12 protein-coding genes and 1 pseudogene are annotated in these 12670 nt (G+C 72.5%); 7 read left to right on the plus strand and 6 right to left on the minus strand.

The features are described 5' to 3' along the window. The first annotated feature begins 6 nt into the window (after nucleotides 1-6). From AQJ27_RS37370 to mug, 3 genes are all read left to right on the plus strand, one after another. On the plus strand, nucleotides 7-1245 hold the full coding sequence (locus AQJ27_RS37370) for a cytochrome P450 (RefSeq protein ID WP_067378851.1): 1239 nt from the start codon (nucleotides 7-9) through the stop codon (nucleotides 1243-1245). 92 nt (nucleotides 1246-1337) lie between these two features. Then, nucleotides 1338-2780 (plus strand): adenylosuccinate lyase, encoded by a 1443-nt coding sequence (gene purB, locus AQJ27_RS37375; RefSeq protein ID WP_067378854.1) that lies wholly within the window; start codon nucleotides 1338-1340, stop codon nucleotides 2778-2780. Continuing rightward, nucleotides 2777-3325 (plus strand): G/U mismatch-specific DNA glycosylase, encoded by a 549-nt coding sequence (gene mug / locus AQJ27_RS37380; protein ID WP_079065532.1) that lies wholly within the window; start codon nucleotides 2777-2779, stop codon nucleotides 3323-3325. The genes purB and mug overlap by 4 nt, the downstream gene beginning before the upstream one ends. 9 nt (nucleotides 3326-3334) lie before the next feature. Here mug and AQJ27_RS37385 read toward each other — a convergent pair whose 3' ends face one another. From AQJ27_RS37385 to AQJ27_RS37395, 3 genes are read right to left on the minus strand one after another with little or no spacing between them, the layout of a single operon-like run. After that, the gene (locus AQJ27_RS37385) at nucleotides 3335-3778 is read right to left on the minus strand and encodes a hypothetical protein (protein WP_067378860.1); all 444 of its coding nucleotides are present in this window, start codon (nucleotides 3776-3778) and stop codon (nucleotides 3335-3337) included. Nucleotides 3779-3819: 41 nt separating this feature from the next. Further along, a complete protein-coding gene (locus AQJ27_RS37390; RefSeq protein ID WP_067378864.1) occupies nucleotides 3820-4545 on the minus strand; it encodes an ABC transporter permease subunit in 726 nt (241 codons plus the stop codon). Beyond that, nucleotides 4542-5483: an ABC transporter ATP-binding protein gene (locus AQJ27_RS37395; RefSeq protein WP_067378868.1), complete on the minus strand. Its 942-nt coding sequence runs from the start codon at nucleotides 5481-5483 to the stop codon at nucleotides 4542-4544. Before AQJ27_RS37395 ends, AQJ27_RS37390 begins: the two co-directional genes overlap by 4 nt. Nucleotides 5484-5590: 107 nt before the next feature. Here AQJ27_RS37395 and AQJ27_RS37400 point away from each other — a divergent pair, with 107 nt between their 5' ends. From AQJ27_RS37400 to AQJ27_RS37410, 3 genes are all read left to right on the plus strand, one after another. Further along, nucleotides 5591-6760 (plus strand): sensor histidine kinase, encoded by a 1170-nt coding sequence (locus tag AQJ27_RS37400; RefSeq protein WP_067378872.1) that lies wholly within the window; start codon nucleotides 5591-5593, stop codon nucleotides 6758-6760. A 14-nt stretch (nucleotides 6761-6774) separates the two neighbouring features. Continuing rightward, nucleotides 6775-7437: a response regulator transcription factor gene (locus AQJ27_RS37405; RefSeq protein WP_067378875.1), complete on the plus strand. Its 663-nt coding sequence runs from the start codon at nucleotides 6775-6777 to the stop codon at nucleotides 7435-7437. 122 nt (nucleotides 7438-7559) lie between these two features. Further along, nucleotides 7560-8717, plus strand: a complete 1158-nt coding sequence (locus tag AQJ27_RS37410; RefSeq protein ID WP_067378879.1) for an ROK family transcriptional regulator — start codon at nucleotides 7560-7562, stop codon at nucleotides 8715-8717. A gap of 133 nt (nucleotides 8718-8850) precedes the next feature. Here the strand turns inward: AQJ27_RS37410 and AQJ27_RS37415 are convergent, their stop codons facing one another. Then, nucleotides 8851-9612 (minus strand): GntR family transcriptional regulator, encoded by a 762-nt coding sequence (locus AQJ27_RS37415; RefSeq protein ID WP_067378882.1) that lies wholly within the window; start codon nucleotides 9610-9612, stop codon nucleotides 8851-8853. 256 nt (nucleotides 9613-9868) lie between these two features. Next, nucleotides 9869-10753, minus strand: a complete 885-nt coding sequence (locus tag AQJ27_RS37420) for an RNA polymerase sigma-70 factor (protein WP_067378886.1) — start codon at nucleotides 10751-10753, stop codon at nucleotides 9869-9871. Nucleotides 10754-10908: 155 nt separating this feature from the next. Here AQJ27_RS37420 and AQJ27_RS37425 point away from each other — a divergent pair, with 155 nt between their 5' ends. After that, nucleotides 10909-11739 (plus strand): alpha/beta fold hydrolase, encoded by an 831-nt coding sequence (locus AQJ27_RS37425; protein WP_067378888.1) that lies wholly within the window; start codon nucleotides 10909-10911, stop codon nucleotides 11737-11739. A gap of 45 nt (nucleotides 11740-11784) precedes the next feature. Here AQJ27_RS37425 and AQJ27_RS53000 read toward each other — a convergent pair. Further along, a pseudogene (locus AQJ27_RS53000) lies at nucleotides 11785-12630 on the minus strand (DMT family transporter); the annotation flags it as partial. Nucleotides 12631-12670: the final 40 nt, after the last annotated feature.

The following is a 12670-nucleotide window of genomic DNA, read 5'->3' on the forward strand; positions in this document are numbered from 1 at the left end:
GCACCCATGACCGAAGCCATCCTGAGGCAGATCATCAACTACGCCCACCGCGCCGATCCGTATCCGCTGTACGAGGAGCTGCGCAAGACGCCGGTGTACCACGACGCGGACGGACCGTTCGTCCTCAGCAGGTACTACGACATCCAGAGTCTGCTCCACGATCCGCGCATCAGCTCCGACGCCCGCAATCTGAAGACCCCGGCGACCGCGAACCCGCTGGCCGCCGAAGCGGACGACGAGACGGCCCTTCCGCCGAGCTTCCTGCGGCTGGACCCGCCGGAGCACGACCGGCTGCGGCGCATGACGAACCGGCCGTTCGGGCCGCCGCACTCCCCGCGGCGTGTCCACGAGATGCACGGCGAGCTGAAGGACATCGTCTCCGGGCTCATCGACGGCATCGACAACCCGGACCGGATCGATCTGGTCGACCAGTTCTCCTATCCCTTCCCCGTGACCGTGATCTGCCGGCTGCTGGGGGTGCCGCGCGAGGACGAGGCGCGCTTCCACTCCTGGGCCGACACGATCGCCGCCAGCCTGGACCCCGACCCGGGCGCCGACACCGACGAGCGCGCCAAGGTCTCCCACAACGCCCGTACCGAGCTGGGCATGTATCTGGCCGGACTCATCGAGGAACGCCGCAAGAAGCCCGGTGCCGACATGCTGTCCCAGCTGTCCACGGCGGGAGGGCCCGACGGTGTCATGACGACGATGGAGGTCCTGAGCACCGCGGCCCTCCTGCTGATCGCCGGCCACGAGACGACGGTCAACCTCATCACCAACGGCATGCTGACCCTGCTGCGCAACCCCGACGTGCTCGAACGGCTGCGCAAGGACCCGAACCTCGCCGTCCCCGTCGTCGAGGAGCTGCTGCGGTTCGAGCCGCCGGTTCAGCTGGTGCCGCAGCGCACCACGCTCACCGACATCGAGGTCCGTGGGGTCACCATCCCCAAGGGCGCGTCGCTGTGGCTGGTGCTGGCGGCGGGGAACCGCGACCCCGACCGCTTCGAGGATCCGGACCGCTTCGACCCGGACCGCGGGGACATCCAGCACCTCGGCTTCGGCAGCGGCATCCACAGCTGCTTCGGCGCCCCGCTCGCCCGCCTGGAGGCACAGCTCGCGCTGAGCGAGCTGGCCCGCAGACTGGAGAACCCCCGGCTGCTGGAGGACCCGCCGCCCTACCGGCAGAACGCGGTCCTGCGCGGCCCGCGCCATCTGCCGATCGCCTGCGACGGCATCCGGCCCTAGGGTCGCCCGGCCAGGGCCACCGGCGCTGACCTGGGCTCCGGAGCGTGCTGACGTTCCGGAGCCCCTCCGGACGGCGGGTAAACTCCGTCCACGTGACTGCCGCGCCTGCAAAGCCCCGTATCCCCAACGTCCTCGCCGGACGCTACGCCTCCGCCGAGCTCGCCACGCTCTGGTCCCCCGAGCAGAAGGTGAAGTTGGAGCGTCAGCTCTGGCTCGCCGTGCTGCGGGCGCAGAAGGACCTCGGGATCGAGGTCCCGGACGCCGCGATCGCCGACTACGAGCGGGTCCTCGACCAGGTCGACCTGGCCTCCATCGCCGAGCGCGAGAAGGTCACGCGGCACGACGTGAAGGCGCGGATCGAGGAGTTCAACGACCTCGCCGGGCATGAGCACGTACACAAGGGCATGACGTCCCGGGACCTCACCGAGAACGTCGAGCAGCTGCAGATCCGGCTCTCGCTGGAGCTGATGCGCGACCGCACGGTGGCCGTCCTGGCGCGGCTCGGCAAGCTGTCGGGCGAGTACGCCGAACTGGTCATGGCCGGCCGCTCGCACAACGTGGCCGCCCAGGCCACCACTCTCGGCAAGCGCTTCGCGACCGCGGCCGACGAGCTGCTCGTCGCGCACGGCCGCGTCGAGGAGCTGCTCGGCCGCTACCCGCTGCGCGGCATCAAGGGCCCGGTCGGCACCGCGCAGGACATGCTCGACCTGCTGGGCGGGGACGCGGCGAAGCTCGCCGAGCTGGAGCAGCGGATCGCCGGGCACCTCGGCTTCTCGCAGGCCTTCACCTCCGTCGGCCAGGTCTACCCGCGCTCGCTGGACTACGAGGTCGTGACCGCGTTGGTGCAGCTGGCGGCCGCGCCGTCCTCGACGGCCAAGACGATCCGCCTGATGGCCGGGCACGAGCTGGTCACCGAGGGCTTCAAGCCGGGCCAGGTCGGCTCCTCGGCGATGCCGCACAAGATGAACACCCGCTCCTGCGAGCGTGTCAACGGCCTCATGGTCATCCTGCGCGGCTACGCCTCGATGACGGGCGAGCTGGCGGGCGACCAGTGGAACGAGGGCGACGTGTCCTGCTCGGTGGTCCGCCGGGTCGCGCTGCCCGACGCGTTCTTCGCGCTGGACGGTCTGCTGGAGACCTTCCTCACCGTCCTCGACGAGTTCGGCGCCTTCCCGGCCGTCGTCGCGCGCGAGCTGGACCGCTACCTGCCCTTCCTCGCGACGACCAAGGTCCTGATGGGCGCGGTGCGCGCGGGCGTCGGCCGTGAGGTCGCGCACGAGGCGATCAAGGAGAACGCCGTCGCCTCCGCGCTCGCCATGCGCGAACAGGGCGCCGAGCGCAACGAACTCCTCGACAAGCTCGCCGCCGACGAGCGCATTCCGCTCGACCGCGCGCAGCTGGACGAGCTGATGGCCGACAAGCTGTCGTTCACCGGTGCCGCGGCCGCCCAGGTCGCCGCCGTGGTCGGCCGCATCGAGGAGATCGTGAAGCAGCACCCGGAGGCCGCGGGCTACACGCCGGGGGCGATCCTCTGACGCGGCTCACTCCCGCGGACCTCGAGGCCGCCCGCGACCGGCTGGTGCCGGATGTCGTCGGGGACGGCCTCGAGGTGCTTTTCTGCGGCATCAATCCGGGGTTGATGACCGCCGCCACGGGCCACCACTTCGCCCGTCCCGGCAACCGCTTCTGGCCCGTGCTGCATCTGTCGGGGTTCACGCCCCGGCTGATGAAGCCGTCGGAGCAGGGCGAGTTGCCGTCGCATGGGCTCGGCATCACGAACGTGGTGGCGCGCGCGACCGCCCGGGCCGACGAGCTGTCCGCGGAGGAGTACCGCGAGGGCGGACGGCTGCTGAGCGCCAAGGTGGAGCGACTGCGGCCGGGGTGGCTGGCGGTGGTGGGGGTGACCGCCTACAGGGCGGCCTTCGAGGACCGGAAGGCCGTGATCGGCCCGCAGGAGCGGACGATCGGGGACACCCGGGTCTGGGTGCTGCCCAACCCGAGTGGGCTCAACGCGCACTGGACGGCGGCGACGATGGCCGAGGAGTTCGGACGGCTGCGGGTGGCTGCCGCCGAGGCGTAGCGGATCAGGTCACGGTGGGTCGATCTCGGTGATCACGGCCAGGAGCTGGAACGGCAACTCCTTGTCCCACTGTGAGACACCGAGGGCGACCCAGCGGTCGTGCCCGGTCGCCTTCCAGAGGTGCACGTCCGGCACATGCCCGCTCAGGACGCCCCAGGGCTCGGGTATGTCCTCCCCGTCCGTCGTCCGGTCGAGCACGCTCGACAGGCTGAAGACCTGCGGAGGCCCCCAGCGGTGCGTGAGCAGCACCGAAAGACCGTCCCTGTCGGCCTCGTACTGCTCCGCCGTCTCCTCCCGTGCCGTGCCGTCGTCCTCCCAGAATTCCTCGCTCGTCGCTAACTCGGCGATGTGGTAACCGGGTCCCGCGTCGCCGACGTCCGACCGGCCGTGCTCACGGGGGAAGTCCTCGGAGCACAGCCGCAGGATGGTGGCGAGGTGCTGCGCGCTGGTCATGAGATCCAGTAAAGCCGCTGCCACTGACAATTGGCGTGCCGTCAGGCGTCCCTGCGCCGTACGCTCCACGCGCCCGCCGCGAGGGCGGCCGCTGTCCAGGCCGCGGTCACCATGAGCCCGGTCCAGGGGCCGAGGGCGCCGTCCCACGTCTCGTGGAGCACCACTTGGCCCGCCCTGTCGGGCAGGAAGTCGGCCGCGCCGCCCGACATTCCGCCGATCACGAAGGAGACGATCAGGAGGAACGGCACCAGGATGCCCAACGTGGCGACCGCGCTGCGCAGTACGGCCGTGAGCCCGGCGGCGAACAGGGCCATCAGCGCCAGGTAGAGGCCGCAGCCCACGGCCCCGCGTACCCCTTCGCCCCACGTCAGCCCGCCCGCCCTGGTTCCGAGGACCGCCTTGCCCACGAGCAGGCTCACGAGCCCTGTCACCAGGCCGACGGCCAGCGCGGGAACCCCGATCGCCACCACCTTGGCCGCGAACCACCGTCCCCGCCGGGGCACCGCGGCCAGCGACACCCGCAGCGCGCCGCCCCGGAACTCGGCCGCGACGGCCTGCGCGCCGAAGGTGATCGCCGCGATCTGCCCGAAGCTCACGCCGAAGAACACCGAGAACAGCGGGTCGAAGTCCTGGCCCCCGGAGTCGTCGAGGCCGGCGAGCGCGGAGAAGGCCGCCGTCGCCAGGAGCACCGCGAGCAGTCCCGCGACGAGGGACCGCAGCGTACGGATTTTGATCCACTCCGCGTGGAGTACGGGTGCGAAGGTCATGATCGGGCCTCCTGGGGCCGGGTGGGCGACGGTACGGCGGTGAACTCGGCTTCGGCGGCCGTGAGGTCGAGGTACGCCTGCTCCAACGTGCCCTCCTCCGCCGCGAGTTCGAGGATCGGCAGGCCCGCGCCGGAGGCGAGGAGCCCGATGTCCTCCACACGTGCGTGCGGGACGGTCCACCGTCCGTCCGCATCCTCGACGGCCTCGTGACCGTGGCGTGCGAGCAGCGCGCCGAGAGCGGCGCCGTCCGTGGTGCGCACCCGTACCCGGGGCCGCACGCGCGCGTGGATGAACTCCCGCAGGGGTGTGTCGGCGAGGAGCCTGCCCCGGCCGAGGACGACGAGGTGGTCGGCGAAGGACGCGGTCTCGTTCATGAGATGGCTGGAGACGAGCACCGTGCGGCCTTCACGGGCCAGTCGGCGCAGCACTTCGCGGATCCAGATGATCCCTTCGGGGTCGAGCCCGTTCGACGGCTCGTCGAGCAGCACCACGGGTGGGTCGCCGAGGAGCGCGGCCGCGATGCCCAGGCGCTGTCGCATGCCCAGGGAGTACGTCTTCACCCTGCGCCGCGCCACGGACGCGAGCCCCGACTCCTCCAGCACGGCGTCCACCCTGCGTTCGCAGATGCGGTTGCTCGCGGCGAGTGCCCGCAGATGGTCGCGCGCGGTGCGCGAGCCGTGCGCGGCCCCGGCGTCGAGCAGTGCTCCGACCTGGCGCAGCGGCTCGTCGTGCGAGGCGTAGGGCCGGCCGCCGACGGTGGCGGTGCCGGACGTGGGCCGGTCCAGGCCCAGGACGAGCCGCATGGTGGTGGACTTTCCGGCGCCGTTGGGTCCGAGGAAGCCGGTGACGCGGCCGGGAAGCACGCTGAAGGTGAGGTCGTCCACGGCGCGCCGACCGCCGTATTCCTTGGTCAGGTTCTGGACGTCGATGCTGGTCATGGACCCAGCCTCGCGGCCTTTGCGCGGTCGGTACTCCCCCGCCGGTGGAGATCGTCTCCCCCGCTCGGGGGAAGCCGGCCCGCGGGGCCGGCTGGGACGATGGCGCGATGGCCCGCTTTCTGCGCCCGTTGTTCCTGGGGACCACCTACACGCGCCTGCTGCATCTGTGGGTGCCGACGCTGTTCGTCAGTGTGTGGCTGTTCATCGACATGTCGAGACCGTGGGTGCCCGCGGTGCTGTTGATCCCGCTGGGGCTGGTCCCGGCCGTGCGGCGGGGCGAGGGCGTGCAGGCGCGGTACATGCTGGCGCCGGACGAGCCGCGGGAGCGGGGCGACCGGGACGCGGCGATCTCGGTCGCGCCGTCGGCGACCTGGCGGGACCGGCTGCGCACCGTGCTGTGGCTCGAAGTACGGATGGGCCTCGGGGCGGTGGCGACGGGGGTCACCGTCTGGATGCCGGTGACCGCCGTCGAACTGGCCGGGGCCGCCTGGGGTCGCCCCGTCGACATCACACTGCTGCCCCTGTCGCCCCCGCCGTGGGCCTGTGCCCTGCTCGTACCGGTGCCGCTGCTCGCTCTGTACGGCGCGGTCGTCGGTCTCGGCGAGCTGGTCACGGTCATCGCGCGCCGGCTGCTTGGCCCCTCCCCCGCCGAGCGCCTCGCCGCCCTGGAGGAGCGCACCGAACAGCTCCTGGAACGCACGCGCATCGCCCGTGAGCTGCACGACTCGATCGGGCACGCGCTGACCGTGGCGGTGGTGCAGGCGGGCGCGGCGCGGGCGGCCGGCGACCCCGCGTTCACCGACCGGGCGCTGCTCGCCATCGAGGACACCGGCCGGGCCGCCCTGGAGGACCTGGAGCGCGTGCTCGGCGTGCTGCGCGAGGCGGGGCGCCCCGCGAGCGGCCGACCCACGCTGAGCGAGGCCGACCGGCTCCTGGAGTCGGCGCGCGGCTCGGGTGCGAAGGTCGACGCCGAGGTGACGGGTGCGTTGGAGAACGTGCCGGGACCGGTCTCCCGCGAGGGCTATCGCATCCTCCAGGAGTCCCTGACCAACGTGCTGCGGCACGCGGGGAGCGTGCCGGTGCGGGTCCGTATCGCGGTCGACGACGGCACTCTGGGCCTGGAGGTCCGCAATCCGCTGACGGCCGGGATACCGGGGCCGGGCCGCGGCAGTGGCCTGCGGGGCATTCGGGAGCGGGCGGCGCTGCTCGGCGGGCGGGCACGGACCGGGCCGGACGGGGGTGACTGGCAGGTACGCGTCGAGCTGCCGTTGCGCTGATCTACGCTGGCCGGATGCCGGTCACCGTTCTCCTCGTCGACGACGAACCGCTCGTCCGCGCGGGTCTGCGGGCCGTCCTGGCGGCGCAGCCCGACATCGAGGTCGTCGGCGAGGCGGCCGACGGCGCCGCGGTGATCCCGCTCGTGCGACAGCTGCGGCCGGACGTCGTCGCCATGGACGTCCGCATGCCGCTCATGGACGGCATCGAGGCCACGCGCGCGGTCCTGCGGACCGTGAGCGATCCCCCGAAGATCCTCGTCGTGACCACGTTCGAGAACGACGAGTACGTCTACGAGGCGCTGCGCGCGGGTGCCGACGGTTTTCTGCTGAAGCGGGCCAGGCCCGCCGAGATCGTGCACGCCGTGCGGCTCGTCGCGGAGGGCGAGTCGCTGCTGTTCCCCGCGTCCGTACGGCAGTTGGCGGCCGAGTACGGGGACGGCGGCGGGAATCCGGCGGCGCGGGCGGCCATGGAGCGGGCCGCGCTGACCGAGCGGGAGGCGGAGGTGCTGCGGCTGATGGCCCGGGGGCTGTCGAACGCGGAGATCGCCGGGCGGCTGATCGTCGGGACCGAGACGGTCAAGTCGCACGTCAGCGCCGTACTGGCGAAGCTGGGAGCCCGGGACCGTACGCAGGCGGTCATCGCGGCGTACGAGTCGGGGTTCGTGGCCCCTGGCTGAAACGGCGGTCCGCCGGTGGCCGAAGCGACCGGTCGGTAGCAAAGGAGGTCCCCGGCTCTCGCCGGGGCGCGCCGCGCCGAGTACGATCCGGCCAACACGCGCACGAGCTGGGAGGACGGACGTTGGGGCGGTTGACCGGCGGGGACCCCTCTCTGCTGCGAAGGATCAATTCCGCGGTGGTGCTGCACGCGTTGCGTGCCACGGACTGCGCGACGCTGACCGAGATCACCCGGGTGACCGGGTTGTCCCGGCCCACGGTCGAAGGTGTCGTGGAAGGGCTGATCGAAGCCGGGCTCGTGGTCGAGAAGGCGGCCGAGGAGGGCGCGGCACGGCGTCAGGGCCGTCCCGCGCGGAGGTTTCGGTTCCGGGCCGAGGCGGGCCATCTGCTGGGCCTGGAGATCGGCCCCCATCGCGTCGCGGGGCTCCTCGCCGATCTGGACGGCCGGGTGCTGGGCGCCATGTCCAAGGAGGTGGACGCGACCGCGTCGGCGGACGAGCGGCTGGAACGGCTGCGCACGGCGGTCGCCGATCTGCTGCGCCGGGCGGGTGTCGCGCGCAGTTCCCTGCGTGCGGTCGGCGTGGGCAGCCCGGGGATCGTCGAGGCGGACGGCACCGTGCGCCTGGGCACGGCGCTGCCGGAGTGGACGGGACTGCGCCTGGGCGACCGGCTGAACCGTTCCTTCAAATGCCCGGTGCTCGTCGAGAACGACGCCAACGCGGCGGCGGTCGCCGAGCACTGGAAGGGATCGGCGACGGAGTCGGACGATGTGGTGTTCGTGCTGGCCGGGCTGAGCCCGGGGGCCGGTTCGCTGATCGGCGGGCGGCTGCACCGGGGATACGGGGGCGCAGCCGGGGAGATCGGGGCGCTCCATCTGCTCGGCCGCGGAGCCACTCCCGAGACGCTGCTGTCGACCACGGACGAGCCCCTGCACCCGCTCGACGAGCAGGCCGTCGCCGAGGTCTTCGCACTGGCCAAGGGCGGTGACCAGCGGGCTCGCGCGGCGGTCGACCGCTTCATCCAGCGCCTCGTGCACGACGTGGCGGCCCTCGTCCTCGCCCTCGACCCGGAACTGGTCGTCGTCGGCGGCTGGGCTGCCGGTCTGGACGGCGTACTGGAACCGCTGCGGCGCGAGCTGGCGCGCTACTGTCTGCGTCCGCCCAAGGTAGCGCTCTCCCTGCTGGGCGAGGCGGCCGTCGCGACGGGCGCCCTGCGGCTGGCCCTCGATCATGTGGAGGAGCAGCTGTTCGCGGTGGAGGGGACCGTGACCGCACGCCGCTGACCAGCGGTCTCACGGGCACGGAAGCCGGCCACCGGCCTCACGGGCACGAGAAAGCCGTCACGCCCCGGAGTGTTCCGGGGCGTGACGGCTCAGACCTGGGGGCCTGTCGTTCGGACCAGGCCTGGGCCGCGGCTCAGGAAGCCCGGCGCTCGGGGTCGTGGTGGATCTCCACGCCGCCGGAGTCGCCGAAGGTCAGCCGGCAGGTGTCGGCGCGGTACGTGGCCACGGAGACCGCAGCGGTGCGCCCCTCGGCGAAGTAACGGGTCGTGACGACGAGGACGGGCGCCCCGGGCAGCCGGTCGAGCTCCTTGGCGTCGTCCGCGCGGGCCGAGCCGAGCTCCACGGCCCGGTCCTGGCCCTCCAGGTCGAGGTGCTGCAGTTCGCGCAGCACGGCACGGGCGAGGGTCGCCCCCGACGGGGCGTCGATCGCGGAGAGGCCGGGTACCGAGGACGCCGGGATGTAGAGCAGCTCGGCGGCGACCGGCTGGCCGTGCGTCACACGGGAGCGGCGGATCGTGTGCACCTGGTCCTCGGGGCCCGTCTCCAGGACCTCGGCCACCGCGGCGGGCGGGACCGCCACCGCGCAGTCCACGGGCCGCCAGGCGTCGCCGACCGCGCCCGGCCACACATGCTGCTCGGTTCCGACGGCCACGCCCATGCGCGGCGGGGCGACGGTCGTGCCCACCCCGCGGCGGCGCTGCAGTCGCCCTTCGAGCTCCAGTTGCTCCAGCGCCTGGCGCAGCGTGGCGCGGGCGACGCCGAACCTGGCCGCGAGGTCGCGTTCGTTGGGCAGGACCTCGCCCACGGAGAACTCGGAGTCCAATGCCTCGGTGAGCACCGTCTTGAGATGCCAGTACTTCGGCTCCGGCACCGTTTCCAGCTGCGTGGTCCCCACCCTGTCCTCCGCAATCGCCGTGGCCCGGCGGCGTTTTAGCGCCCTTGTTTATTAAAGGTTCTTGCACTATCCCTGCGACCATAGGGCCGCCCCCACCCTTGGTCAAGACCAATCCTCGATCCCTTACGGATTGCGGAGGCGCCTTGCCGCACAGCGTTCACAGGGCGTTCGCGCGCGGTGATGTTCGTGACACAACGTCGAAAGCCCCCGTCCAGAAGGCGGGGGCTTTCGAGGCGGCATGCGGGGACCGCGGTGGCTACCGGTTGCCCAGGGACACCAGCTTCTCGGGGTTGCGCACGATGTAGACGCACTGGATCCGGCCGTCCACGACATCCAGCTGGACGGCGCTGTCGGGCTTGCCGCCGGAGAGGACGAGGAGCGCGGCGCCTCCGTTGAGTTCCAGAGAGCGGTACGACACGTCGGGAACACCCTGCTGGGCGACGGCGTACAGGAAGCGGCCCACCTTGTCGGCGGTTTCGATGACCCGCAGCGGCGCCTTGGACAGTCCGCCGCTGTCGCCGATCAGGCGGACGTCCGGGGCCAGCAGGGACATGAGCGCCTCCAGGTCTCCTCCGTCCGCCGCCGCGAGGAACCGCTCGGTCAGGTCGCGGCGTTCGGCCGGGTCGACCTCGTAGCGCGGGCGTCGTTCCTCGACGTGCTTGCGTGCCCGTCCGGCGAGTTGGCGCACGGCGGGCTCACCCCGGTCGAGGACCGCGGCGATGTCCGCGTACGGGTAGCCGAACGCCTCTCTGAGGACGAACACCGCGCGTTCCAGGGGCGACAGGGACTCCAGGACGACGAGGACGGCGAGCGAGACGGAGTCGGCGAGCACGGCCCGCTCGGCGGTGTCGGGGGCGGTGTCCCCGAAGTCGGTGAGATACGGCTCGGGAAGCCACGGTCCCACGTACGCCTCGTTGCGCGACCGCACCTGGCGCAGCCGGTCGACGGCGAGCCGGGTGGCGATGCGCACCAGGTAGGCGCGTGGTTCGCGCACCTCGGTCCGGTCGGCGCCGGACCAGCGCAACCAGGCCTCCTGGACGACGTCCTCGGCGTCGGCCACCCGTCCCAGCATGCGGTAGGCGACGCCCATCAGGACGGGGCGGTGCTCTTCGAAGACCTCGGTCGCGGTGTCGATGGTCACGACTCCATCCCATCCCGGCACATCCCGCCGTGTCCAGGCGGCGCCGGTGAACGCGTCGGTCTCGTGGCGACAGGGGGCTACCCGTCGGTAGTAGTTGCTGACAAGCTGTCTACGAAGTTGGTTCGTCAGCGTGCCACCAGACGAGGAGCAGCATCATGTCCGCCACGGTCTCCTTCAGCATTCCCTCCGCGCACGGTCCGCGGACCGTGACCATGTCCTACGCGCGCGTGGGCACCGGCGAACCGCTGCTCCTGCTGCACGGCATCGGCCACCACCGGCAGGCCTGGGACCCGGTCGTGCACATCCTGGCCGCCGAACGCGAGGTGATAGCCGTCGACCTGCCCGGGTTCGGCGAGTCCCCGGCGCTGCCCGACGGGCTCACGCACGACCTCGGGACGGTGGTGCCCACGCTCGGCGGCCTGTGCGAGGCGCTGGAGATCGAGCGTCCGCACGTGGCCGGCAACTCCCTGGGCGGCCTGCTGGCCCTGGAGTTGGGCCGCGAGAAGCTCGTACGGTCCGTCACCGCGATCTCGCCCGCCGGGTTCTGGTCGCCGGTCGAGCGGCGTTACGCCTTCGGTGTGCTGCTCGCGATGCGGCAGGGCGCACGGCGCCTGCCGCTCCCGGTGATCGAGCGGCTCTCCCGCTCGGCGGCCGGGCGGGCCGCCCTGACCAGCACCATCTACGCCCGGCCCGGCCGCCGTTCACCCGAGGCCGTGGTCGCCGAGACCCTCGCGCTGGCCCGTGCCGAGGGCTTCGCCGACACCCTCCGGGCCGGCACCGGCGTCCAGTTCACGGACGACATCCCGGGGCTGCCCGTCACCGTGGCCTGGGGCACCCGGGACCGGCTGCTGGTACGCCGCCAGGGGATCCGGGCCAAGCACATCATTCCCCAGGCCCGGCTGGTGCGGCTGCCGGGCTGCGGTCACGTCCCGATGAACGACGACCCGGCGCTCGTCGCCCGTGTGATCCTCGACGGCAGCCGCTGACCGACGCCGGGTGAGGCGCCACGCGCCGGAGCCCAGGACGACGCCCGCGCCGACCAGGGCGCTGCCCGCGGCCTGCGCGGCGCCGTACGCGCCGGTGCCGACCAACGGCGCCGTGCAGGCCGCGGCGACGGGGATGAGCCCGGAGAAGAGCGTGGCGCGCTCCGCGCCGATGCGCTGCATGCCCATGTACCAGCACACGAAGCCGACGACCGTGACGACCGCCGCCTGCCACAACAGCGCGGCGGCCTCGGTGGTGTCCGGCGTCCGCAGCCACGCGCCGCCGGTGAGGCACGCGGTGAGGATCCCGGCCACCGCCGACTCGACCGCGGCGATCCCGCAGACGGTGGCCGACAGCAGCCGGGGTCCGAGCGGGCGCAGCACCGGTACGGCGAGCACCGCGAAGCCCACCTCGCCCGCGAGCGCGCACACCGAGTACGCGATCCCCGTGCCGTCGGTGCGGCCCCAGCCCTGGACCGTGAAGGCGCCCACCGCGACGAGTGACGCCCCGTACAGGACCGGACGTTGCGGCCGGCGACCTTCAAGAAGGGGGACGACAACGGCCACGACCACCGGGGCGCAACCCACGAAGACGCCAGGAACAGCCGGTTCCGCGGTGCGTTCAGCGGCGATCACGGCGAGGTTGAAGCCGACCATGCCGACGGCCGCGAGCAGCGCGAGGCGCCCCCACCGGCGTACCGCGAGCCGCCGCAGCGGTGCCGTGCCACCCCGTGCGACCAGCGGCAGGAGCAACACGCAGGCGAGACCGTAGCGAAGGAACTGACCGCCCGCGTACGGGTAGTGGCCCAGGACGCTGTTGGCGGTGAAGGAGCCTCCGACGAGGACGCACGCGAGGGCGGCGAGCAGCGATCCGCGGAGGGTGGTGGTGTTCATGACGGTGACGCTACGAAGGGCGGCGGTCCGGTTTAAGGTC

Source organism: Streptomyces olivochromogenes (genome assembly GCF_001514115.1).
Classification (GTDB): domain Bacteria; phylum Actinomycetota; class Actinomycetes; order Streptomycetales; family Streptomycetaceae; genus Streptomyces; species Streptomyces olivochromogenes.